Annotated in this window: 21 protein-coding genes; 16 read left to right on the forward strand and 5 right to left on the reverse strand. The window is 42.7% G+C overall.

The window, feature by feature from the left end; all coding sequences use genetic code 11:
• Positions 1-77 precede the first annotated feature (77 nt).
• Together J2S23_RS08895 and J2S23_RS08900 are read right to left on the reverse strand one after the other, a co-directional pair.
• The gene (locus J2S23_RS08895; protein WP_307122370.1) at positions 78-2,879 is read right to left on the reverse strand and encodes an alpha-L-rhamnosidase; all 2,802 of its coding nucleotides are present in this window, start codon (positions 2,877-2,879) and stop codon (positions 78-80) included.
• Positions 2,880-2,897: 18 nt separating this feature from the next.
• Positions 2,898-4,601 (reverse strand): glycoside hydrolase family 3 protein, encoded by a 1,704-nt coding sequence (locus tag J2S23_RS08900; RefSeq protein WP_307122371.1) that lies wholly within the window; start codon positions 4,599-4,601, stop codon positions 2,898-2,900.
• A gap of 145 nt (positions 4,602-4,746) precedes the next feature.
• On the opposite strand from J2S23_RS08900, the gene J2S23_RS08905 reads away from it, so the two are divergent.
• The 10 genes from J2S23_RS08905 to J2S23_RS08950 all read left to right on the forward strand — a co-directional run bounded on the left by J2S23_RS08905 (position 4,747) and on the right by J2S23_RS08950 (position 14,229).
• Positions 4,747-5,736 carry an AraC family transcriptional regulator gene (locus J2S23_RS08905; protein ID WP_307122372.1) on the forward strand — a complete coding sequence of 330 codons (990 nt, stop codon included), beginning with the start codon at positions 4,747-4,749 and terminating at the stop codon, positions 5,734-5,736.
• A 168-nt stretch (positions 5,737-5,904) separates the two neighbouring features.
• Positions 5,905-6,696, forward strand: coding sequence for a Cof-type HAD-IIB family hydrolase (locus tag J2S23_RS08910; protein WP_307122373.1), 792 nt, complete (start codon positions 5,905-5,907; stop codon positions 6,694-6,696).
• The gene (locus J2S23_RS08915; RefSeq protein ID WP_307122374.1) at positions 6,693-7,508 is read left to right on the forward strand and encodes a Cof-type HAD-IIB family hydrolase; all 816 of its coding nucleotides are present in this window, start codon (positions 6,693-6,695) and stop codon (positions 7,506-7,508) included. The genes J2S23_RS08910 and J2S23_RS08915 overlap by 4 nt, the downstream gene beginning before the upstream one ends.
• 334 nt (positions 7,509-7,842) lie before the next feature.
• Positions 7,843-9,363, forward strand: coding sequence for a signal recognition particle-docking protein FtsY (gene ftsY, locus J2S23_RS11330; RefSeq protein ID WP_442477958.1), 1,521 nt, complete (start codon positions 7,843-7,845; stop codon positions 9,361-9,363).
• A 17-nt stretch (positions 9,364-9,380) separates the two neighbouring features.
• A complete protein-coding gene (locus J2S23_RS08925; RefSeq protein ID WP_307122376.1) occupies positions 9,381-10,091 on the forward strand; it encodes a class I SAM-dependent methyltransferase in 711 nt (236 codons plus the stop codon).
• A 196-nt stretch (positions 10,092-10,287) separates the two neighbouring features.
• Complete coding sequence (locus J2S23_RS08930; RefSeq protein WP_307122377.1) at positions 10,288-11,325, forward strand: ArsR/SmtB family transcription factor; 1,038 nt, start codon at positions 10,288-10,290, stop codon at positions 11,323-11,325.
• A 104-nt stretch (positions 11,326-11,429) separates the two neighbouring features.
• Positions 11,430-12,248 carry an ABC transporter ATP-binding protein gene (locus tag J2S23_RS08935; RefSeq protein ID WP_307122378.1) on the forward strand — a complete coding sequence of 273 codons (819 nt, stop codon included), beginning with the start codon at positions 11,430-11,432 and terminating at the stop codon, positions 12,246-12,248.
• Positions 12,248-13,021 carry an ABC transporter permease gene (locus tag J2S23_RS08940; protein WP_307122379.1) on the forward strand — a complete coding sequence of 258 codons (774 nt, stop codon included), beginning with the start codon at positions 12,248-12,250 and terminating at the stop codon, positions 13,019-13,021. Before J2S23_RS08935 ends, J2S23_RS08940 begins: the two co-directional genes overlap by 1 nt.
• Positions 13,022-13,810, forward strand: coding sequence for an ABC transporter permease (locus tag J2S23_RS08945; RefSeq protein WP_307122380.1), 789 nt, complete (start codon positions 13,022-13,024; stop codon positions 13,808-13,810).
• Between the two features lie 140 nt (positions 13,811-13,950).
• Positions 13,951-14,229 (forward strand): Txe/YoeB family addiction module toxin, encoded by a 279-nt coding sequence (locus J2S23_RS08950; RefSeq protein WP_307122381.1) that lies wholly within the window; start codon positions 13,951-13,953, stop codon positions 14,227-14,229.
• Positions 14,230-14,319: 90 nt separating this feature from the next.
• On the opposite strand, the gene zwf is transcribed toward J2S23_RS08950, so the two are convergent.
• Positions 14,320-15,807 (reverse strand): glucose-6-phosphate dehydrogenase, encoded by a 1,488-nt coding sequence (zwf, locus tag J2S23_RS08955; RefSeq protein ID WP_307122382.1) that lies wholly within the window; start codon positions 15,805-15,807, stop codon positions 14,320-14,322.
• Positions 15,808-16,136: 329 nt separating this feature from the next.
• Between zwf and J2S23_RS08960 the strand changes: the two genes are divergently transcribed.
• The 4 genes from J2S23_RS08960 to J2S23_RS08975 all read left to right on the forward strand — a co-directional run bounded on the left by J2S23_RS08960 (position 16,137) and on the right by J2S23_RS08975 (position 20,177).
• Positions 16,137-17,246, forward strand: coding sequence for a bifunctional glycosyltransferase family 2/GtrA family protein (locus tag J2S23_RS08960; protein ID WP_307122383.1), 1,110 nt, complete (start codon positions 16,137-16,139; stop codon positions 17,244-17,246).
• 194 nt (positions 17,247-17,440) lie between these two features.
• Positions 17,441-18,145, forward strand: a complete 705-nt coding sequence (locus J2S23_RS08965; RefSeq protein WP_307122384.1) for a polyphosphate polymerase domain-containing protein — start codon at positions 17,441-17,443, stop codon at positions 18,143-18,145.
• On the forward strand, positions 18,138-18,800 hold the full coding sequence (locus J2S23_RS08970) for a DUF4956 domain-containing protein (protein ID WP_307122385.1): 663 nt from the start codon (positions 18,138-18,140) through the stop codon (positions 18,798-18,800). The genes J2S23_RS08965 and J2S23_RS08970 overlap by 8 nt, the downstream gene beginning before the upstream one ends.
• 192 nt (positions 18,801-18,992) lie before the next feature.
• Entirely contained in the window at positions 18,993-20,177 is a 1,185-nt protein-coding gene (locus J2S23_RS08975; protein WP_307122386.1) for a carbohydrate-binding domain-containing protein, read from the forward strand.
• 178 nt (positions 20,178-20,355) lie between these two features.
• Here J2S23_RS08975 and J2S23_RS08980 read toward each other — a convergent pair whose 3' ends face one another.
• Together J2S23_RS08980 and J2S23_RS08985 are read right to left on the reverse strand one after the other, a co-directional pair.
• Positions 20,356-21,516, reverse strand: coding sequence for a M20/M25/M40 family metallo-hydrolase (locus J2S23_RS08980; RefSeq protein WP_307122387.1), 1,161 nt, complete (start codon positions 21,514-21,516; stop codon positions 20,356-20,358).
• A gap of 15 nt (positions 21,517-21,531) precedes the next feature.
• Entirely contained in the window at positions 21,532-22,698 is a 1,167-nt protein-coding gene (locus J2S23_RS08985) for a hypothetical protein (RefSeq protein ID WP_307122388.1), read from the reverse strand.
• 388 nt (positions 22,699-23,086) lie between these two features.
• Here J2S23_RS08985 and J2S23_RS08990 point away from each other — a divergent pair, with 388 nt between their 5' ends.
• Both J2S23_RS08990 and J2S23_RS08995 read left to right on the forward strand, forming a co-directional pair.
• Positions 23,087-24,430 carry a UDP-N-acetylmuramoyl-tripeptide--D-alanyl-D-alanine ligase gene (locus J2S23_RS08990; RefSeq protein ID WP_307122389.1) on the forward strand — a complete coding sequence of 448 codons (1,344 nt, stop codon included), beginning with the start codon at positions 23,087-23,089 and terminating at the stop codon, positions 24,428-24,430.
• Positions 24,431-24,462: 32 nt separating this feature from the next.
• Positions 24,463-24,825 (forward strand): DUF6054 family protein, encoded by a 363-nt coding sequence (locus J2S23_RS08995; protein WP_307122390.1) that lies wholly within the window; start codon positions 24,463-24,465, stop codon positions 24,823-24,825.
• Positions 24,826-25,047 lie beyond the last annotated feature (222 nt).

Below are 25,047 nucleotides of genomic sequence, written 5' to 3' on the forward strand. Positions count from 1 at the left end.
ACATTGTCGTTGCATAGTGGGGGATGGTTTAGATGTTTTGAGCATGTGACAAGCGTCCCACCTCTTTTTTCTTATGATTAAGATTGACGTTGGGCTAGAATCGGTGTTGCTTCTAGAACTTTGGTAATCTCTTTCAAATGCTCCTCTGAAATGGTGATGAATGGAAGGAGGGCATTTAATTTTGTGAGAGACATTTTGCCAAGGCCACCTTGAACAGCATCTGGATCCTTACGGAAGAAATCCAAGACAGGATCAATAGCATCAATTTGTTCGATAAGGTAATCATCAGCCATGATTTCAGCAGCAGTCGTCTCGGCTGAGTAATGTTCGATGTAGTTTTGACTTGGGACATAGCTAATGTCATAGTGGCCAGCAGTCAAGTCGAATTGACCATCCTGATAAGTCTTGCCATTTACTAGGACAGTGACATTTTCAGAGCGTGGGAGGGTAACATGAGCCGTGCTACCAAATGGCACAGTAATCGCCATCTTAACGGTATGATTTTCATCGGATTCGATTTGGTAAGCGACAGAGATAAGGCCATAAGGGCTATCAAATTCTCCTGAAATGTTATCTAAACGGTAATCAAATTCTGGAGCGATATCAAATTCTTGGTACCCGTTTTGAGGGTTACGGATACCCACGACATATTTATAAGCCCACTCCATGATCGCACCAATGGAGTAGTGGTTAAGGGAGTTCATGCCCTCTGGGTTCATGCTGCCATCTGGTTCGACAGAGTTCCAACGCTCCCAGATGGTGGTTGCTCCCATGTTAACGGCATAGAGCCAGCTTGGCAGATCTTCCAGGAGGAAAATCTTAGTAGCCAATTTATGTTGTCCAAATTTAGAGAGCATTTGGTTGATAAATGGTGTACCGACAAAACCTGTTTTGAGGTGGTCGTCGTCCTTGTGGAGACGCGCCACCAAGTCGTTAGTGACACGCTCACGAAGCTCTTCAGGGACCAAGTCAAATTGGAGCGTTAGGGCATAAGCTGTTTGTGTATCGATTGTGAGACGGCCATTTGCTGAGATGTATTCATTGCGAATGGCTTCTAAAATAGCATCAGACAGATCAGCGTAGTGAGCAGCATCAGCATCATTTCCCATGAGTTTTGCCGTTTCTGCTACTATGTGAGCTGAGTAATGATAGTAGATTGAAGCGATAAAGTCTTCGTCTGTTTTACCAGTTGGCATGGCAGGGTTTTCCCCATCAAGGGCCAACCAGTCACCGAATTGGAAACCACCTGTCCAGAGGTTTTTCGTCTTAGTTTGACGTCCAATCCAATCCACCCAAGCTTTCATGTAGTCATAGTGCTCTGTCAGGATACTGGCGTCTCCAGTAGCTTTATAGGTATTCCAAGGCACGACCGTTGTAGCATCTCCCCAGATAGCACCACCTCCGTCTGGATTACCAAATGATGGGGCGTACATGGGTGAGCGACCATCGTTGAGGTCTTGCTCGATAGCAAGGTCTTTAAGGTACTTACGGTAGAAGGCGTAGACGTCCATGTTTAGGAGTGCTGTGTTTGAAAAGACATTGGCATCACCTGACCAACCTAGACGCTCATCCCTTTGAGGGCAGTCTGTTGGCACATCAAAGAAGTTCCCTTTTTGACCCCAAATGACGTTTTCAAAGAGTCGGTTGACTTTGGCATTGTTAGTCGTGATGTGGCCGGTAGAGACCATATCTGAGTAAATGACATCTGCCTTGAAATCTTCTGGATTGATGGCATCAAAGCCTTCAATTTTCATATAACGGAAACCGTAGTAGGTGAAGGCTGGTTGTACCCATTTTTCTACACCATCAGAGATGTACTCAAAAGCAGCGCGGGCTGAACGGAGGTTACCTTTATAGAAATTATCTTCTTGAAGGATTTCGCCGACTTGGAGGAAGACTTTGGTTCCTTTAGGTAATCGGTTGTAAAAGCGGAAGAGTCCAGCGTGGTTTTGTCCGAAATCAAGGACAGTTTCTCCGGCAGGGGTATTCAGAATTTCAGCGACATCCAGTGTTTCTTTGACTACGAGTGGGAGACTGAGGCGGTCTGTTAAGACATCGTAGTCTCCCTCTACTAAGACAACAGGCTCCCATCCAGAGATTTCTTTAGTATCATCACGGTCTTCACCATAGTAAATAGCTGACTTGGTCACGCGTCCAGCAGTCGTTTCCCAAGAAGGGTCGGTCGAAATGACCTCTGAGCTACCATCTTTGTATTCGATATGGTATTCTGCCAAGGCACGATGGTGATCACCGTAGATGCAATCCATACCTTCGATAAAGCCATAGGCCCCCTTAAACCAGCCATCAGCAGTAGAGATAAGGAGTTCATGTTCACCGTGCGTGAGGCTGTCTGTGACATCGTAAGTTTGGAGTTGAACCCATTGGTCATAGGCTGTTTGCCCAGGAGCCAAGAACTCATTGCCTACTTTTTGACCATCGATGAAGGTCTCGTAGACACCCAAAGCAGTCATATAAAGACGAGCTTTGGCAACGGGTTTAGCGACAGAAATTACCTTACGAAATAGCGTGTTTTGGATATCTTTGTCCTTATTAGCAATCCATTTGGCCTCAAATGGCTCTGCCATCTTACCTGTTTCAAAGAAAGATGTCGCAGAAACAGTCTTACCGTCAGTTGTTTTTAGGCTTACGATGACGTCATAACGTGTACGAGGTTCTAAGTCAAGGTCTAGTTCAAAATGGTTATTGTTAAAAGCGGTGAAATCTGACGTGTAAACCAGGCTGTCTCCAGTTTTAACCTCAACTTGTTTTTCAACAGTCTCAAACTGTTCAGCCTCAACCTTAAAGCCAATATGGAGGTTCTTGTATTCAAAACCGAGGGGCTCAGTCATATGATTGATCGTGATATCTGTAATTTTCATGTGAAAGGTATCTCCTTTTTAGAGTTTGGCGGTGAAATCACCACAGAAGGGGTCGACTGGACTAATGCCCTTAAATGAAGAGCGGCCAGCTAATTTATCAAGAGTTGCTTTGACAGTTCCTGGATTTCCCGTGTAGGCATTGATAAAGGTTGAGATGTACGGAACATCAAAGAGATGGTAGGGGTTGGCTGTCGATACAAAAACGGTCGGAATATCGCGCATATACCATGGGGCGTTTGCAGCCATCAATTGAATCCAATTGATACGGGTTGTTGTCTGATTGCTTGCTGTTTCAACATTGGCGACAAAGAGCGCTAAATCAAATTTAGCCTTGTGGTCGGCAACACCTTCTTCAAAGATTTCATGGAAATCGAGGCCTTTTTCACCGTAAAGAGTGACATCAAAGCCTTGTGCTTCCAGCCCTTCTTTAAAGAGATCGGTTACCTTGCCTCCTTCTTTGAACCCGCCGCCATCGGAGTCACCAAGAACAGTAAGGCGAATGCGAGGGTATTTTGCAGGTGTCAATGGTAAGAGATTATCACGGTCTTTGACCAAGGTTACTGCTTGATCAGCAACCGCTTCAGATAGTTTAAGGTGCTCCTCGGGCTTGAGTTCGATTGCTTCAGGAACCGGGAATGTATACTGCCCGGTAGTGTCCATCAAACCTTGAGATACCTTGGTTGCAAGGATACGGGTTACGGCTTCATCCAGGCGTTCAGCGGTAATTTTTCCATTTTCCACAGCAGTCGACACCGCTTGATAATCCTCGTCGATGTGTTTGTTAAAGAGGATCATGTCGATGCCGGCATTGATGGATTCCACCAAAAGTTCAGCACGTGGAAGAATAACATTGTAACCAATCATAGCCGTTGCATCGGTGATGGCAAGACCATTGAAACCAAGTTCCTTGCGCAAGAGGCCATTGATCAGCAGAGAGGAAGCTGATGCAGGGCGTAAATCCTTATCAGCAATTCCTGGTTGTAAGCGGCGCTCCCAGGCTGGTTGTAGGATATGACCAATCATGACACTTGGGGCACCTTGGTCGATCAAGGTTTTGTAAACATGGCCGAAACTGTCCATCCATTCGTCAGCAGATAAGCTGTTAACAGTGGACAAGAGGTGCTGGTCGCGTTCATCTACCCCATCGCCTGGGAAGTGCTTGATCACTGGGATGATATGATTTTCTTCAAAGCCCTTGATTTGTGCCTGACTCATAGCAAGGACGCGTTCCTTATCGCTACCATAGGTCCGTGTGTTGGTAATCGGGTTCCTAAAGTTCATATCAATGTCGATAATCGGTGCAAAAGACATATTACAGCCAACTTGGTTCGCTTCATAAGCAGAGACACGCCCGAGTTGATAAGCAGCATCGGTATCATCAGTCGCGGCAACTTGAAGCGGATTAGCAAACCAGGTTCCCTCGGAGATGATCCCATTTCCGCCAGATTCTAAGTTTGCTGCAAGAAAGAGCGGAAACTTACTGTGTGCTTGAATTTTGCTAATCTGTGATTTTAGTTTTTCGGCAGGGCCAGGGCGGTACATCATCCCACCTGGTTTGTATTTATGGATAAAGGCGGGCAGGTCCACCTGTGGTTCATCTTGTCCGATGACAAAGAAGAGTTGTCCAATTTTTTCTTCTGTAGATAAGTTTTGAACAGACCTTTCTACAAATGCAATCTGTTCTTCTGTTAATAAGTAAGGTTTTTGACGTAAGTCGACCATATAAGACCTCCATAGTATTCATTACTATTATTGTAATCGTTTTAAAGCCAAGAGACTAGTGTGAAAATTAATAGGTTGTGTGTTCATTTCGCAGTTTTAAGTCAATAAATATGATATGATAGTAGGAAAGGTAAGGAGGATGAACATGGAGTCCATTTTAGACTTTTTAGAACAAGACCGTCCGCAGTATGATTGGGATGAATTGCAAGATAAGATGAGGCCAGTTCCGGTCACCCATATTGGTCAAGAGCCGGTTTTTGAGTTTTTCAATACCCTGAGTGATGACCTTTATATCAATCCTCAGCCTATTTCGATTTCCGTCAATCCGATAGAATCAGAGGTTCCTTTCCATATCCATAATTATGTTGAAATGATTATCGTACTTAAAGGCAAAGCTGAAATAATGATGGAGCATGAAACCTTAGATCTACAACAAGGTGATATCTTGGTTGTTGGAACAAATACCATTCACCGTAACCGTAAGATTAGCTCTCAAGATCTGGTGGTTAATATTGCTATGAAAAGCACGGCTTTTTCCCTTAATGATTTAGATTTCATGCGTCAGGGGACAGGAACTAATCTATCTGATATGCTTTTCTTTGGGCCAGCCGATAGTGATTTTTCAGGCTCTTACACGATTTTCAAAACCGAGAAAAACCCAAAGATTCGTGAAACCACGCTCGATATCATTGAAGAATACTACCATACCGATATCCAAAGCAATCAGTTGATTCGCTTGAGTCTCTTGAGTCTCTTTGCCCGCCTAATTCGTTTATCAGCCAATAGTTCGCAAGTGACTCAAAAAAATGCCAAATCGTCGAATACACTCTTGTCGCTCTTACTTTACATCGAAAAAAACTATGCAACGGCAACCTTGGAAGATATGGGACAAGAATTTGGTTTTAACCCTAATTATTTGTCCACCTACCTCAAAAAACAAACCGGAAAATCCTTTATCAAACTGGTTCACCTCCAGCGGGTTAATGTAGCGGCAGAATTTCTGACCTTAACTAACGCACCGATTGAAAAAATCGCTATCAAGGTTGGCTATGAGAATCCTTCTTACTTTTATAAGATATTTAGAAAGACCGTCGGAGTGTCACCAGCTGAATACCGAGAAAGTCATCAGATATAGTGATGGTCTTCAAGGACTGATACAGGGAAGGAGGGTTATTTGGCATACCAAAAACAACAAAATGGTCAACATGGTCAACGACTTTCTATTGATAAGCCAGCTTCTTTTAGAATTTCTATGATATAATAATAGTATTAATGTTCCATGAAAGAGGGTGTGGAAGGAAGGATGATTCAATTAATTGCTACGGATATGGATGGGACGTTTTTAGACCATGAGGGGAGTTATGACAAGGTCCGTTTTCGTCGGATTTTAAATCAATTAGCTAAAAAAAACATCCAATTTGCTGTGGCTAGTGGACGGTCCTACTTGGCACTAGAGCGGTTGTTTGCAGAGTTTAAGGATGAGATTATTTTTATTGCTGAAAATGGCAGTCTGGTTATGGAAAAGGATGTGTGCCATTTTGAAGCCGTCATGACTCCAGAGCTCTACCTCTCTATTATTAGCCGTTTGGGAGACAGCCCCTTTCCATGTGAAGCCTTTCTTTTATCAGGACGAAAGGCTGGTTATGTTTTAGATACTGTTTCTTCTAACTATCTGACATTTATCACCCGCTATTACGAAAATGTGGTTCAGGTTTCTGATTTTTCTGAAATAGATGATGATATTTTCAAAATTACTGCTAATTTCTCAGAAGATCAGGTCCTTGATGTTGCTAATTGGCTGACGCAAGAGATACCTGGTGTCACAGCGATGACCACAGGCTTTCAATCGATCGATATTATACGGGAAGATATTGATAAAGAAACTGGGTTAGCAAGCCTTTGTCAGTATTTTGATCTCTCACCCGTCCATGTGCTTGCTTTTGGAGATAATTTGAACGACTATCGGATGTTGCAGTTTGCTGGAACGGCAATTGCGACAGCAAATGCCCGGGAAGAAGTCAAACAGATTGCAGATTTAGTGATTGGCTCTTGTGAGGCCGGAGCAGTTCAGACCTATATTGAGGAGAATCTATGACAGAGATTAAATTATTAGCACTTGACTTAGATGGCACGTTGTTGAATTCAGATAAACAGATTTCCATTGAAAACCAGAAAGCTTTGCGAGCAGCGCGTGATAAGGGCGTAAAAGTTGTCCTAACAACAGGGCGTCCCCTAGCAGCTATCGGTGACTTTTTAGAAGAGTTGGACTTGGTCCATGAAGACGAATTTGCCATTACCTTTAATGGTGGCCTCATCCAGCGCAATACCGGAGAAATTTTAGATAAGGTCACTTTTGGCTATGAGGAAGTTAAGGCTATTAAAGCCTTAACGGATGAACTTGGTCTATCCCTTGATCTTTTAGATGATGGGGATGTTTATGCCTTGCATTCGCCCGTACCGACCCTTTATCCAACCTGCAATGCCAGTCTCAATCACATGCCCACAGCTTTTGAAGAGTTAGATCCTAAACAGACCTTCAACAAGGCAGTCAGTTCTTGTGAGTCGGATTTGATTGATCGGCAACTCCCTAACATTCCGCAGAGTTTTCATGATCGCTTTGAGATCTTTAAATCACGGGCGATTATTTTGGAATGGAACCCTAAAGGCGTCCACAAGGCAAATGGTTTGGCCAGTTTGATTAGCATCTTAGGCCTGAAGCAAGAAGAAGTGATGGCTTGTGGAGACGAGGCTAATGACATGAGTATGGTCAAATGGGCAGGCTATGGTGTTGCCATGGGCAATGCAACAGATGAGCTTAAGGCTGCTGCAGATATTGTTACGCCAATGACTAATGACGAAGATGCTGTCGCTTGGGCAGTCAAGACCTATATTTTGAAAGAGGATTAGAATGGGATTATTTGACCGATTATTTGGAAAAAAGAGAGAGCAAGACGACGACATTAAAGATGAAGTCGCTCTTGACCAAGAACACCAACTTGACCAAGACCAAGATCCGATAGACTGGGAGACGGTTTCTGAACAAGCAGAGGATCGTTTTGCAGAGGAGGTGGCCAAAACATCAGAGGCTGATGAATTAGAGGAAACCTTTGAGAATGACCTTTTAGCTGATCAAGCTAGCTCAGCAGAACATTTTTTTGAAGACGAAGTGGCTGTTCCAGAAGAACACCTCAGCTTTCCTCAGGATGCACTTACTGACCATGAAACGACTGATTGGGAATCAATTAGTCATCTAGCAGAAGACAGTTTTGCGACAGAAATAGCGGAAACCATTACTCAAATAGATGGAACAGAGCCGTCTTTTGAAGAATCTTCAATTGCAGATCAAGCTGCCTCAGCAGAAGTATTTTTTGAAGACGAGGTAGTTGTTCAAGAAGCAAATCGGGACTTCCCGCAGGAAGAAATCCTTGTCCCAGAAGATGTGATGTCACAATCTGAGGAGCAGGCCACAACAGAATTGATTCAAACTGATGAAGCAGATCTAGTCGAAGGACAAGCCTTCCCAACAGAAGCGGATGCCTACCATGCTGCGGACGAAGAACATCAGGCTGAAACGAGACTGAGCGATGAAGCGACCGAATCATCCCTGCCTTCGGGTCATCAGGAAGTAACGGACTCTACCATTGAACCAAGGTCTGTAGAAACGGTTGACCATGTGCCATCAAGCTTAGAGCGGGCCATGGAAATCTTGCGCGACAAGGAAAAAAGAGCTGCTGCAGTTGAAGAGGCAGAAGCCCGTAAAGCTGAAGAAGACAGATTAGCTGCTGAGCGAGCAGCTCAAGAAGCACAACAAGTTGCACGAGAAGAAGTTCAAGAAACAACGGAAGAAAAATATGAGCGCAGTCTGAAGAAAACACGGACTGGATTTGGGGCTAAACTAAATGCTTTCTTTGCTAATTTTCGTACAGTAGATGAGGAGTTTTTTGAGGACTTAGAAGAACTGCTCATCACTAGTGATGTAGGTGTTCAGGTTGCAACTACCCTAACTGAAGAACTTCGTCAAGAAGCAAAATTAGAGAATGCCAAAAAACCTGAGGACCTTCGTCGTGTCATCATTGAAAAATTAGTTGATATTTATGAGCAAGATGGTGATTTTGAAGCCGAGAAAATCCGTTTGCAAGACGGGTTAACGGTTATGCTTTTTGTGGGTGTTAATGGTGTTGGGAAAACAACTTCAATCGGAAAATTAGCCAATAAATATAAAAAAGAAGGCAAAAAAGTCATGCTTGTTGCAGCCGATACGTTCCGTGCTGGTGCCGTTGCTCAGTTAGTTGAATGGGCCCGCCGAGTTGATGTTGCTGTAGTGACGGGGCCTGAAAAATCGGACCCAGCAAGCGTGGTCTATGATGGAATGGAACGGGCAGTAGCAGAAGGGATTGACATCCTTATGATTGATACAGCAGGTCGTCTCCAAAATAAGGACAACTTAATGGCTGAGTTGGAAAAAATCGGCCGTATCATCAAGCGGGTGCTCCCAGAAGCACCTCATGAGACCCTGTTAGCTTTGGACGCATCAACCGGTCAAAATGCTCTTGTTCAAGCTAAAGAATTTTCGAAAATCACGCCATTAACGGGTCTAGTCTTGACCAAGATTGACGGAACAGCTCGAGGTGGTGTTGTCTTAGCCATCCGTCAAGAATTGGATATTCCTGTTAAATTGATTGGGTTTGGTGAAAAGATTGACGACATTGGTCAGTTTGATTCAGAAGACTTTATGCGCGGGCTTCTGGATGGTCTTGTATAAGCAAGAGAGGTTTGACTATGCACACAGAACATTATAAAGACAATATTCATGCCCCTTGGGGACAGATTTTCTACACGATTCTTTTTGCGCATCTCATGGATATCAAGCAGAAGCGCGTGCTTGATTTTGGCTCAGGATTTGGACTGACAGCAGATTTTTTATCAGCTAATAATGAGGTTTTAGCTATTGAACCAAATGCAGACATGGTCGCAGATCGTTTTGGCAAAGATAATTACCGCCAGTTGACAGGGAGTCTTGAACTTCTCAGCCAGTTTCCCAATGACTATTTTGATGTCATTATTTGTCACAATGTGCTCGAGTATGTTTCGTCCGATTCCAGATCCATTTACCTAAGGGAACTTGCTCGTGTCCTAAAACCAGGAGGCCAACTTTCATTGGTCAAACATAATGCAGCCGGCAAAGCGATGCACAAAGCCGTTTTTGAAAATGAAAGCATACAGGCACTTCGCTTGATTTCTGGGGATGGGTCTTATGAATCGACCGCCTTAGGACACGGACAGGTTTATGAGTTAGAAGGTCTCTTGCCACACAGCGGATTGACCATTGAGGACTACCGTGGTATTCGGACCTTTTACGGCTTGCAAGATAATAAATTTAAACGTGAAAGCGATTGGATCCGGCGAATGACTAAGTTAGAACTAGGTGTAGCCGACAAGTCTCCCTATCGAGATATAGCCTTCTTCCATCACTATACCTTGCGGAAATAGCATCTTCATAAAACCCTTCTAATAAAAATGGAGGGTTTTGTTTATAGAAGATTACTTTTCACAGTAATATCCGATAGTAAAATTTACCAAAAACTGGATGTTTTTAAAGTTATTACAGTTTTACGATAGGTACTTTTATTTTTGTTTCTATGGTATAATAATAAGGACAAAGTGACCTGAACAAAGGAGGTGTGGTGTGAGAACGTTTGACAAACTGACCGACTCAACTACGTATGTTGTCTCTACGGATTTGGAAGCTATTATTGGCGCCTATGCGCTCTTATCAGGTAAGAAATATACTTTGTTTGAGGTGTTATATGGCTCTTCCCAATTAGACGATTGGGAGCGACGGTATCAATTTTTATTTGAAACCTATCATGCTGTCAAAGAACTGGCAGGTGCTTTTCTTCTTGAATTTTTATTGGATTTCTTTGATGAAAGGTTTGATATAGAAACGTTTGAACAATCCCTCCTGAAAATGTCAGAAGCTGAAAGAGTCTGGCGATTAATGAAGTACTTTGTTGAAACATCTGAAGTTAGTGACGCTTTGGACAGTGATGAGTCATTATCTTTGCTTTATACTAAAGTTCAACGGTATACATCAAGTTATCTCGGGTTTCAGTCGTTTGTCCGTAACAGTGACCGATATGTCAAAGAATTTTTTTCTCTAGCCAGAAAGTTGAAGACACCAGTGTTAGAAAAATTACTGGAAGAGCAAGGAGACAGGTTAGAAAGTTTTCAAAAAACGCTCCGTGCTGAACTGAATAAAAAAGATCCTTTGATCTTATCGCAAGAGTGGATGGGGAAAACCTTTCGCAATAAAGGCCCCTATAAGCGCTATTATTTTATCCCGTCCTGGTTTCTTCCAGCAAAATATTTAAGATTGTTCGATGATGATAGAACAATAAATGGGAAACAGTTCCTATTTTGCCATTTAGGAGAAAAAAAACGCTCTCAAAAACAACTCGTTTACTCCCTAAAAGCTTTTTCAGACGATACACGGTACACGATATTAACCACTCTGGCTGAATTTGGTCCCCTAAAAGGACAAGAGATGGCTAAACGTCTCAACCTAACCCCATCAACAGTCTCGCATCACATGGCAGGACTGGTAGAGAGCGGTCTTGTGATAGAAGAACCGGTCAAGACCGCAAAATTTTATAGCCTATCCAAACAAGCAATAAATCATCTCTTAGAAACAATTTCGGAAGATTTAAAACTGAACACTAAATGAGCAAGCGAAACGACAGTCGTTTTGCTTTTTTTATTTTTGTATTGACAAATCCAGTTCAATCTATTATTATCTAATTAGATATATATCGAACAAAGGGGCGGATTATGGAATTTGTCATAGAAGTAAAAAACTTAAAAAGGTGTTATACATCACCTCAGGGCCTGTTTAGAAAAAAGGAAAAATCAGTGGTTGCTGTTGATGATTTGTCTTTTAAGGTTAAAAAGGGAGAGATTTTTGGATTACTGGGTCAAAATGGTGCTGGAAAATCTACTACGATTAAGATTTTATCAACTATGTTACTGCCAACAGCTGGTCAAGTCTCTATCTTGGGCTATGATATTTACAAAGAGGAAAAGAAGATTCGAGAGAATATTAATTTTGTCTTTGGTGGCGAGAGGAGTTTGTACTTTAGACTTACTGCCAAAGATAATCTTGCATATTTTGCAGACCTTTATAAGATTCCTAGGAGAAAACAAGATAGTTTAGTTTCGGATTTATTAAATCTCGTTGGCTTGTCACATGTGCCGGATAGACGGGTGGAGACTTTTTCAAAAGGCATGAAACAACGGTTACAGATAGCGCGAGCATTGTTAAATGATCCTGAGATTATTTTCCTAGATGAACCTAGTATTGGCCTCGATCCAGTTGGGGCTTTGGAATTAAGACAGTTGATTAAAAAATTGGCTGAGCAAGGCAAGACCGTACTGTTAACAACGCATTACATGGCTGAAGCTGAAGAATTATGCGATCGGATTGCTATTATCGATAAAGGTCAGATGCTGACATGTGGGACTATGGAGGAACTGAGCTGTGAAATAACTCGTTCTGAAAAAGAAGCAATTCTTGCTGCAAAACGCCAACATCATAGTGACATGGAAATCACGTTAGAAGATATTTATGTCACGTTAGTAGAAAGGTCTTGATGATGAAGGTTATTTTATCCAGTGCAGTTGTGCATATGAAGCAGGCTTTTTCAAGGAGCATGTTTCGATACTGTATTTTTTTGAATCCTCTTTGTAACGCCATACTTTTGGGACTCATGTATTCTGAAAAATCTGATGCTGAATTTACGCTATATGCCATTTTAGGAACTTCCTTGACCTCATTTTGGACGATTATTTGTTTTTCATCTGCTGCAGATATTTACAGGGAAAAGTATCTGGGAACCATGCCCGTCTTGTTTACTGCTCCAGCTGGTTTTAAGAAGGTTATTTTTGGGAAATTACTAGGGAACAGCCTTTGGGGCCTGATAGCTTTTGCTCTGAATATTTTCTTTGTCTTGTTTTTCTTTGCTCGAAAAATAGAAGCACAGCATTCCGGAGTTTTAATAGGTATTTTGTTGATTGGTGTGCTCACGTTTGTGAGCTTGGGCATGTTGATGTGTTCTGCTTTTACCCTGTCAAGGGTGGCACAATTATTGATGAATACGATTGAGTACCCCTTGATGCTATTGACAGGAATGGTTTTTCCGATTACGGTTTTTTGGAAACCCATTCAAATCCTCTCTCATCTCTTGTCTCCAACTTGGGTGATGCGAGGCTTTGAATTAGCGGTTTATGGTGGCACTCCTAAGGCTATAGTGACAGTTGTGATAATTCTCTTGATTTTGACAATGGTTAATTTTGGTCTAGCCTATATTTTGTTTATCAGAATTGAAGATCGTTGTCGTGTTGATGCGAGTTTGGAGGTGTTCTAAATGGAAAAGATAGCTCGTTTTTTGAGGCGTATTCTGATTTCGTATAAGCAAAATGCGATCACTTCTGATTGGAAAGCCTATCTTTTATTTGATCTTATTCCACCTGTATCGCAGACCTTATTTTTCTCTTTGGTGGCGCACTATATTTATGGTCCAGTGCAACTCAAAAAATGGATGATAGGGAATGCTATTTTGATGGCATCTTTTACAGCCTTGTTTGGTGTTGGGACCCAGCTTGTGACTGAAAAGTATCATGGGACACTTAGTTTGGTAATGGCCTCAAAGACAAGATTGCACGAAGTGCTGTTATCCAGTACTATCAGTGCCATGGCTTTTAGCTTGATTTCTGTCTCTCTAGGGTTATCTTTGGTCAGTCTGCTCTTAGGGATTTCATGGACGCTTGAGCTTATCTTAGCTTTTGCAGTCATTTTGCTAGTGGCGGTTTTTGTGGCCATGAGCTTTGGTTATGTTTTTTCCTGTTTGATTCTAGTGACAAGTGAGACCAATATGATTTTAAATGTGACGAGTCGGATCCTACTTATTTTTACCGGAGCTAATTTTCCAATTGAGCGATTACCTATTGGGTTACAAGGCATTTCGCGATTTCTTCCGCTAACGCGAACTATACAGGTAGCTCAAGCTGTGATAGAGGGGGATGTTCTAAGTGCTCACTATCAACTTCTTGGGGAAGAAGTACTTGTTGGTATCGTTTTTATCCTATTAGGGGCTTTCTTAATGACAGTGATGGAGCGACAGGCACGAAAAACTGGCCGTATGGAATTTGTATAGCGTCTGTGATAGCTGAACCAGTCGGAACTTTCGGCTGGTTTTTTAGTTGGGCTCGTTTTGAAAAGAACTTGCCTTTTCTAGCTTAAATCATGGTATACTGTTATCAAAACATGGTGTGACGACCTCTTGAAAGGAGCCTCATGTATACCATCCATTTATCAAAAAGGGCCAAAGCAGATATGAAGCAACTCCGAGCTGCCAAGCTAGAGGGGAAGTTAAATAGGCTTTTGGCCGTGATTGAGCAGGACCCTTATGCCTCAAATCCTGCTGTTGAAAAATTAGAACCCAATCTCTATGCTAGACGTCTGTCGCAAAAACACCGGTTGGTCTATCTGGTCAATGATGCGCTCAAGGCCATTTTGGTGGTTAGCGTTTGGTCGCATTATGACTTTTACCACGGGCAGTCGTTTGATTGGTAACCACGGCCCTAAACTGTTCTTGTTTAGACTTTAAAAAGACGACAAAACCTACTATCTGTTTCCAAATAGTAGGTTTTTGCATTTAGGCGTTTAATCTAGCAAGCCATGCTCTCGGTACCACTCATCAGGATGCCAGTACCATTGCGTATCAAAGGCTTCCAGCATATCAAAGGCTGCTTGTGGTCCCATGGTGCCAGCAGGATAAGTGTGGAGAGGGACAGTATTGTCTTTCCAGAGTTTAACTACACGATCAATCAATGCCCAGCTGGCTTTAACTTCGCGCCAGTGGCTGAAGTTGGTTGAATCACCATTAAGGGCGTCAAACATTAGTTTCTCGTATGCTTCAGGCGAGTTAGCAGTCGCTTGGCCAGAATGGCGGAATTTCAGATCGACAGGTGTGATATTAAAGTCAGTACCCACTTGTTTTCCGTTGATGTGAAGAGAGAAGCCTTCTGTCGGCTGGATATAAATGGTTAGCACATTTTGTTCAAACTCTTGACCAAAAATATTCTCTGTGGGTTTGAAGATAATGTTCACACGAGTGCCTTTTTCGGTCATGCGTTTTCCTGTGCGGAAGAAGAAGGGCACATTCTTAAACCGTTCAGTGTCAACAAAGAAGGTACCAGCCGCAAATGTCTCTGTTTGCGAGTTTTCAGAGACATTTGGCTCATCGAGATAGCCGATGTAGTCGTGCTTGTTGATACGACCAGCAGCATATTGCCCGCGGACAAAGTTTTTCTTCAGATCCTCATCAGACTGGTGACGGAGATTTTCAAAAACCTTGATTTTTTCCTGACGGATGGCATGTTCATCGAAGGTTTCAGGCTTATCCATCGCCAAGATGGAGAGCAATTGCAAGGTATGGTTTTGGACCATGTCTTTGAGGGCACCAGACGTGTCATAATAGCCTGCACGTTCCTCAACACCGATGCTTTCGGCAAATGTAATCTGGATATTATCGATGTATTGGTTGCTCCACATTTGCTCGAAAATGGGGTTAGCAAAGCGAACCGCAAAGATATTTTGCACCATTTCTTTTCCGAGATAGTGGTCAATGCGGTATATCTGATTTTCGTCAAAAGCTTCCGATAATTCCTGATTCAGTTGTTCTGCTGTTTCTAAGTCCGTTCCAAAAGGTTTTTCAATGATTAAGCGTTCAAAACCTTGACCGTCTACAATCTGTTCTGACTTGAGATGCTTGGCAATAGTCCCAAAAAATTCAGGAGCCATGGATAAGAAGAAGATTTTATTCCCTTCTGTAAAATACTGTTCTGCTAGCTCATCCTGTAGTTTCTTCAAAGACTGGTAATGCGCTGTGTCGTTAACATCATGGCTTTGGTAGTAGAAGTGGCTAGCAAATTCCGCTGCTTGACGTGGGTTGTCAGGAAGTTCTCCGAGTGATTCAATGACGACTTCTTCGAAGTATTCCTTGGTCCATGGACGTCGTGCAGTTCCGATGACTGCAAAGTTTTCCGCCAAATGGCCTGATTTATAGAGGCGAAAAAGGGCGGGGTAGAGCTTGCGTTTTGCAAGGTCTCCACTAGCTCCAAAAAAGGTAAAAAGTACTTTTGCTGGCATAGTCGTTTCCATTTCATTCAAGGTGATGTCTCAGAGAAATCCAGACATCAGGCACTACTAACGGATAATATCCTAAGAAGGGATTTAGGCCATGGGGTAGCGTGACGGTGAATTTCGATGAGTATGAGCCATTATGCTCTATTGTTTTCTATTTTACCATAAATTGTCAGAAAATTTATCATTTTGCATGCGAATCGTTAAAAATTCCTTAAAATACTGCCATTTTCCTGAAAGGAAACTTAAAGCATTTTAAAAAAGGCTGTTTTTTAAAAAAACTTTTAGAAAAGTACTTTAGACTGATTGCAATCAAAAGAAAGAGAGGACAGGACATGTCTAAAGCACCTATCATTTTAATTCCATCTTATCGTCCTGATCAAAAATTAGTTAATACCTTAAAGGAGCTACGTTTCATCAGTTCCCAACCCATTGTTGTTGTGGATGACGGCAATACAAGCACCTCTGAAAAAAATTTATTCTTGAAACTCAGCAACCTGAAAGATGTTCATATTGTGCACCATGCTGAAAATCGTGGGAAAGGCGCTGCTTTAAAAACAGGTTTTAAGTATATTTTGAACCACTTTCCTGAGGCGGTTGGTGTGGTGACAGCAGATGCGGATGGCCAGCATTCGCCATCAGATGTGTTAAAAGTTTCTGAGCAGCTCTTAAAAACGCCAGAAGCACTTGTCTTAGGAATGCGGGAATTCTCAGGCGATGATGTTCCTTTTAGAAGCCGATTTGGGAATGAAGTGACAGCCTTTATTTTTAAACTATCAACAGGTATTTCCTGTCCTGATACGCAAACCGGACTAAGAGGTCTTTCACGACAAGAAATGATCCACGCTATGGCTGTAAAAGGCGATCGTTTCGAATACGAAATGAATCAACTGCTAGATTCAGCCCGTCGTAAAACAACCTTTACGCGTGTTCCGATTGAAACCATCTACATTGATGACAATGCGACCAGTCACTACAATCCTATTAAAGATTCAATCAAAATTTTAAGTGCGATTTTTAAGTTTATGTTGGCGTCCTCAGTAGGAACAGTTGTCGATCTCAGTCTCTTTTTCCTTTTGGCAGGTTTTGCTTTTCCTGCTACGGTAACTGGGATTTTATGGGCAACGGTTATCTCCAGAGTTATTTCTGGAATAGTTAACTATACGATTAACGTCAAATGGGTATTTGGGTCTAAGAATGATAAAGGGACCTTTTTACGTTATGGCCTCTTATTCTTAGGACTTATGGCTCTAAGTGCTATTCTAGTGGCAGGTACCAGCCAAGTCTTTGGCTATCATTTCTTTTTAAAACTGATTATTGATACCTTCTTGTTTATCATCTCCTATAAAGTGCAACAAGAGTTCGTTTTTAAACCTCAACAAAGACTGCCTCTGGTAAAGACGGCTAACCAAATACGACCATCCATTACTCAGAAGCTTGGGTAACTGGTCACCTCTATCATTTCATGGGTAGTTTTGGTATCTAGGTTGATTGGAGTAGGAGAGAGTTTCTCAAACCTTAAAGAATACTTACTTTAAGATTTGTTCAAGAAAAAATTAAGAAACTTTCAAGAAAAGGACTGTAAACTTAGCTTATCAAAACGATACTACCTTTGAAAAAGTAGAAATGAGGTGGCCATATGGCAAAAGATTTTTTTAAACGAAAAGAAAAAAAGTACGTTCTAACCCAATCTCAATTTGAGGCTTTCAAAGAGCTCTTGGAAGACAAGATGGAACGCGACCCCTATTATGTCACACAAAACAATACCATTTATTTTGACAATGACAATGATGAAATGATTGTGAATTCCATCCATGGAACGGACTATAAATGTAAAGTCAGAGCTCGTCATTATGCAGGTACTGGCCAAACCTTCTTGGAAATTAAATCTAAGATTTATGGAACAGTTTTTAAGCGCCGCATTATCCTTACCTTGGAGCAATACAATGATTTCCTAGAAACAGGCCTTCTGCCAAAGAGTCAAATTGGACGTGAGATTAGTTATGTCTTTGAGGACAAAGAGCTTTATCCTAAAATCTTTATCATATACAACAGGACTTCCTACAAGGCTAAAGAGGAACAGTCAGACTTAAGGATTACTTTTGATGAGGATTTACGTTCATCTACACATAACCTTGATATTACCCTTGACGAGGAGATGGTCCGTTATTTTGAAGAGCCCCGTATTATTATGGAAATTAAGACTAAGGAGGGAATGCCTCCATGGTTAGTCGATTACATCTCTAGCCATCACATTTACCCACAGTCCTTCTCTAAATACGGTAAAATTTTTACCAAAGCGAGATTAAGCCAGATCAGAAAGGAGCAACACGCTCATGTTTAATTCAGTCCTTACAGGTGGCATTACCGCCCAATCTCTTTTTATAACATCATGTGCCTCCATTGTTTTTGGTCTCGCCATTGCTTGGGTCCATACGAAGACTTCATCCTACTCGAAGAACTTTGCCATTACGCTGGTCACTTTACCTGTCCTGGTGCAATTTGTCATTATGATGACCTCAGGAAGCCTTGGGACAGGGGTAGCTATCATGGGGACCTTCAGCTTGGTGCGTTTTCGTTCCATGCCAGGAACGTCCCGTGAGTTGGTCAGTGTCTTTGCGGCCATGGCCGTTGGGCTCGTGACCGGTACCGGTTACGTAGGGTTTGCAGGCGTTGCGACGGTCATCATCGCCATCTTGCTCTTGACCCTTCATTTCACCAATCTCTTTGACCCTAGTGAGACAACGCAGTACCTGACCATTTCCATGCCTGAGGATGTCGAGCATGAGCAGGTGCTTCGCCCCGTTTTTGACGAATACCATGTCAAAGCGACTCTTGACAATATCCGTCTTAAAAACATGGGCTCAATCTTTGAGCTCAGCTATGACTTAGAATTGCCAAAAAATATGGACCGCAAGGCTTTCATCAATGACCTGCGTATCCGAAACCGTAATTTATCAATCATTCTAGGCAAAAACCCACTAAAAGGTGGATTGTAATAATAGAAAACGAGAAGTCAAAATGATTGTAGCCAACCGAAAGGAGCCTATCATGACAACCAAAACACTAAAACGAACAGCTATTACCATTGCATGCTTAGCAACAATCCTAGCAGGTATCTATATCATGCCCTATGATGGCTAGTTTATAAGTTTGCCTATTGAGAACGAGATTTATCAAGGAGAAAAACGATGATTAAAACGACACGATTTAAACGATTGAGCTATGGTCTTATCTGTGGCTTGACCTTGCTAGTGACTGCGGCGTGCTCAAGTCAGTCCTCGGCTTCACAAGCAACAATAGCATCTTCAACGACAACAAGCTCAAATCAGACAGCAACCACGTCTGACACATCTTCAACCACGTCCACTACAAGTGCAGCAGACATTGATTGGTCAGCTCTACCAACGACTGATTGTACACTAACAGATGAGGGCTTGACCATCACTGAAGCAGGAACCTATGTCTTGACAGGATCAACCACAGGTGGGGTTACGGTTAACACGACAGGCAATGTCCGTATTATCTTAGCTGGCGTTGAAATTTCAAGTGCAGATAATGCAGCCCTTTATGTCGAATCAGCTGACAATACGGTTATTGAGTTGCAAGACGGGACTGATAATACCATTTCAGATGCGACCGTCCATAGCGACACATCGATTGAAGGAACAGTATACTCAAAAGATGACCTCTTTATCACCGGAAATGGTAACCTAACAGTTGAAGGCAACTACCAAGACGGGATTGTATCGAACGATGATTTGACCATCGAAGCAGGCAATATTACAGTTACTGCAACAGATGATGGTATCCGTGGTAAGGATTCGCTTATTGTGACTGGCGGCACTGTTTCAGTGACTGCTGGTGGTGATGGAATGAAAGCGACCAATGATGAGGATACGACGAAAGGCTACACGCATATCACGGGCGGTACCATTACTGTTGAAGCTGGCGATGATGCCATCAAGGCAGAATCAAGCCTTATCATCGATGGTGGCGATATAACAGTCACCAATAGTGTAGAAGCCCTTGAAGGAACTAATATAACCATCAATGGTGGTACACTTGACCTTTATGCGTCAGATGATACAATCAATGCGTCTAGCACCATCTCTTCTGATATCTATGTTAAGATCACTGGTGGCGACCTGAAGATTGCGGTTGGCTCAGGGGATACAGATGCTATTGACTCTAATGGAGATATCTACATCTCAGGTGGTACCATTGACATCACGGCTCAGTCAGCCTTTGACTATGATGGTACAGCTGAATTTACAGGTGGAACCCTGATTGTTAATGGGGTCACCCAAACGGAAATCACTGCTTCAGGCCCAGGAGCGATGGGTGGCATGGGCGGAGGCCCAGGTGGCCGTTAATACAAAATTAAAACCAAAATCTAAATCCGTTAAATCCGTTAATTGTTAACATGTCAAGGCCTGTGTTATTAATAGAAAACCAAATATAAATCTTTGATAAGCCTATCATGTTCACATTTTGATGATACACTAAGACACACAAACCCCGCTAAGCAAAAGAAGTTTAGCGGGGTTTTGATCATGCTTGGTAGCTGGACACAAAGGCTGTACTTAATATGGCACGTTTGACAAAGGAGCTGACTAGAGCAATTTCTTCAGCCGTGTGAGCCCCATCTCCCATGCCGCCAAGACCACAAAGAGTCGGAATACCCAGTGATGTCAAAATGCCAGAGTCTGAGGCACCATTGACTTTGATGGCGGTTAGCTGGCCATAGCCGATTTGCTGAGCTGTCTCAGCATAAGCGTCATACAAGGCCATGACTTCTTGACTTGCTTCCATACAATCTATTTCCATCCGAACGGTGAGGTCTGTTTGCGTGTCGGGGACAGTTTGTTGCTGGCAGAGACTTTCGAGGTCTGCTAGAATTTCATCCCGCATGGCTAAAGTGTCAAAGCGAATCCCAATGCTGACAGTAGCAGAACCTGGAATAACATTTTCACCAGTACCGCCGATCACTTTACCACAGTTGAGGAGCTTTCCGCGACTGTAGTCATTGAGCTGTTCGATGGCAATGATTTTATGTGCCATTTCTAAAATAGCAGAGCGCCCATCCTGTGGAGCATTGCCTGAGTGGGCGTGGCGGCCCGTGACTGTGATGTCGGCAATCCCGCCACCTTTTCGCCCAACCACGATGCTATCATCCAGGTGACCGGTCTCAAAGTTGAGGCCATAGACAGCACCATTAGCTTCTTGGCGAATAATGTCTTTGACGTTTGAAAACATGTGTAAGTTTTCTTCATCGCTGACGATAATATATTTGACTGGTCTCGTAAAGTGAGGTAGAGACTGAAGAGCAAGAAGGCTGTATAGGCCGATGACAACACCAGATTTCATATCGACAATTCCAGGGCCATGGGCAAAACCGTCGTCATCAATCCGAAATGGATTGGCCTTTGCAGTCCCATCAGGAAATACAGTATCTGTATGACCGATAAAAACGATAGGTGCTTCATCACTTGGGGTATTAATTTCAGCGATGAGGACAGGTCCCGCCCCATCCGCCTCGATTGTTCGGTTGGGAATATCGTATTGGTTCAGTGTGTTTTGGAGAACCTGAACGACCTGAGCAACTCCAGCTGTGTTACGCGTGCCACTATCGATGTTAATAATTGTTTCCAGCAGTTGAAGCAATTCGCTTTCTTTGCTTTTTAGAAAATCAGTGATCAGTGTTGTTTGCATAGAAGATTTCCTTTCTTAGAAATAGGCGATGACTAAACCAGCCATGAGGACAGAAGCAATGGTTACAGTGACAATTCCTGCCACCAACATTTTGGGTAAGAGATAGCTCTCAATGGCTTGACGCTCGTCATCAGTTGAACCAATTGAAGTTGCCATTTCTTTGGGCATGAGCATGGTAGTCGGAAACCCGAAAGTGCAGCTAATCCCTAGGGCAATGGCCATATAAGGACTAGTTTTGAAGACTTTGCTGGCTAGTAGCCCCATCACGATAACCCCAAGAACACCCAATCCCATAATGGCGATGAGAGGAAAGATAATGGACACAATCATTTCTGGTGTGGTAGATGAGAGATTTGAAAAAATCAAAACCGTTACAAGGAACATGATGAGGCCATCTGACTGTGTCTTAGCCAAGATACCTTGTTCCAGAAATCCAAGAGCAAAAGCAAACATTCCTAAGAGTAAACACACGACAAAGAAGTGAATTTTTCCACCAGTAAGGCCAGATAGGTAAAAACTTAAGCAGGTTACCAATGCTAATTTGGCCAAGTATGTCGATGGTTTCTGTAGTTTAGCTGGGATTTCGAGGAGCTTGCGTTTAGTAGCTGCGGTATTAGTGTCAACACTAGTTTCAGCTTGGCCGCTTCTAAACCGTTTTAAGTAACTTTTGGCTTCTTGCCGCAAACAATAAGAAGCGACTGGAATCCCGACAAATTTCTGAAGGATTAGTAGGGCAATACAAAATGTCACTACGGTTTCAAGTCCCTTGCCTTCTAGGGCACTAGTGATGACGAGCGTAGCAGCATTCCCCCCAGCAAAAATGGGAAGTCCTGCCAAAGCAAAGTCTTGCAATCCAAGAAGCTTCCCACCTAAGAAAATGAGAAGTGAAGATCCAAGAAGCCCCATAAGAGCGAAGGCCACTACCTTACCCTGACGCTTAATTTCAGGAAAATCGAGAGTCGTTCCTAATGAGGTGATGAGAAGGCCCGCCATCAAGTTTCCAAAGACTTTGATCCCAGTATCGTCAAAACTAGTAGCTGGAATAAGGCCAGTCCAAAATCCGATTAACATGAGGAAGGCAAGGGCAAGGACTGAGGAAATCATGGCTCTGGTTTTGAGCGCAATCAGTTCACTGAGGGCAAAAAGAACAAGTAAAATAGCAAGGCTTATAATAGCAGGCATAAGAAAACTCCTAAGATGATTCAGGTCTTTCATAAGAAAGAAAGTGAAAAGTATCTAGGAGCTTTTTCTATGAAAAACGAGCTACATCAACGTGTAGCTCGTCTAATATTGAGAGCTTCACATAGATACCTTTTGAAACAATCAAAATATTGTATCTATGCAAATTCACATACATACAACTTATCTATGCCAGCTTTGCCATGAAAATCCAGTCGATAAATGCATGTGAGTCTCCCTTCGAAATGTTTTTTTCTATCATACCACATTTTTAACAGAATGCAAGCGTTTTTTCTAAAAACGTGTACCTAATGTTCGGAAACAATGCGTCATTCCAGTCCCTTACGATTTATGGTATAATGAAACTAACTTGATAGAACGAGGAAATGGTATGCGTTTAAGCCTTCATGAGATAGCACAAGTCGTCTCAGCCCAAAATGATTACAGTCAGTATCCAGACCACGTGGTCTCTGGCATTGAATTTGACAGCCGTAAAATCACGTCAGGAGATATCTTTCTCCCCCTGAAAGGGGCGCGTGATGGCCATGCGTTTATCCCAGTAGCTTTTGACAATGGTGCCCAGGCAACCTTGTCAGAAGTGGTGGTAGAAGGCCCTCATCTTTTAGTGGAAGACTGCCTCACAGCTTTTCAACAACTAGCCAGCTATTATGTCCAAAAAATTGGTGTCGATGTTATTGCCGTGACGGGTTCCAATGGGAAGACGACCACCAAGGACATGATCCATGACATCCTAGCAACGACCTTTAAGACCTATAAGACCCAAGGCAATTACAATAATGAAATCGGTCTTCCCTACACGGTTCTTCACATGCCAGATGACACGGAAAAATTAGTCCTTGAAATGGGACAGGACCATCTTGGAGATATCAACCTGCTGTCTAAGATTGCCCGCCCACAAATCAGTGTGGTGACCTTGGTTGGAGAAGCTCATTTGGAATTCTTTGGCAAACGCGAAAAAATCGCTGAAGGTAAACTGCAGATTGCAGATGGCATGCCTAAAGATGGCCTCTTGCTGGTCCCTAACGATCCGATCCTTAAACCATACTTGCCTGATGATCAGGAGATTGTCTTCTTCGGAGAAGGCGCTGCGCTTGATGTCACAGATTTGGTTGAAGAAAAAAGTCGCTTGACCTTCCAAGTGCCTTTTATAGAAGGGGAGGTCAAGCTCCCTGTACCAGGACGGTACAATGCGACCAATGCCATGCTCGCAGCCTATGTGGCCAAAGCTTGCGGTGTGACAGATGAAAACATCAAAGCAGCCCTTGCGACCCTAAATTTGACCCGCAATCGGACGGAGTGGAAGGTTGCAGAAAATGGTGCTGAGATTTTATCAGACGTCTACAATGCTAACCCAACTGCCATGCGCCTGATTTTAGAAACGTTCGCAGCCATTGCTAAAAATCCTGGTGGTCGCAAGCTAGTAGTTCTCGCAGATATGAAAGAGCTAGGAGATGCATCGGCCAGTCTTCATGCTAACATGAGGGACAGCATCAGTGATAAGATTGACAAGGTCTACCTCTATGGTCCAGAGATGAAGCCACTGGCTGAAGCGATGGCTAGTGATGAGCGCGTGCTTTACTATCCGGACTATCGAGACTTTGAACGCCTGAAGGCAGACCTTAAGGCAGACTTGCAACCGGCGGATCAAATTCTCTTAAAAGGGTCCAATTCCATGCGATTGGGCCAGGTAGTGGATCTCTTAGTCGGAGAATAGTCTAAACAGTTACCAGAGCAAAGGAGAAAAGAATGGCAGAAGCACTTGAATTAGTTGCAATCAGTGATAAGGATATCGATGCGATTGCAGATTGTTTCACGCAAGACTTATTACAAGCCGTGAATGGACAACTCGTTTTTGACAAACGACGTCATATTGGAGATGTCAAACAAATCTTGCTGGTCTTTGAAGCCTTCTACATCCGTACGGGTTCTTATGGCAGTCTAACGGTAAATCTTACCGCTTCAACTGATTATCACTGTATTGATCTTATTCCATCAGGTGGTGGGGATGGCATCTTAAATATCAGCTGGGGAGCCAATGCGAATTTTGCTCAGAAGGCACAGGAGATATTCGAAAGCTATGGTTATAAACGTCAAGGGGATGACTATTAAGAAGCAACAGATCGAAACACTTTTTTAGGTAAGAACTCTAATCACGAAAATCCATTACCAAAGAGTTTCTATCATTCCTAAGTCTCTTTACTTTAAAGATAGAAAAAAATCGATGTTAATCGATTTTTCAGATTGAAGACAAAGTCCTTAGATTACAGTTTCTAAGGGCTTTTTGGTTGAAATAGGAGTATACTAAAAGAAAAGGCTTTGCGAGGAAGCGTG

Origin of the sequence: Streptococcus moroccensis (assembly GCF_030812835.1) — a bacterium.
Classification (GTDB): domain Bacteria; phylum Bacillota; class Bacilli; order Lactobacillales; family Streptococcaceae; genus Streptococcus; species Streptococcus moroccensis.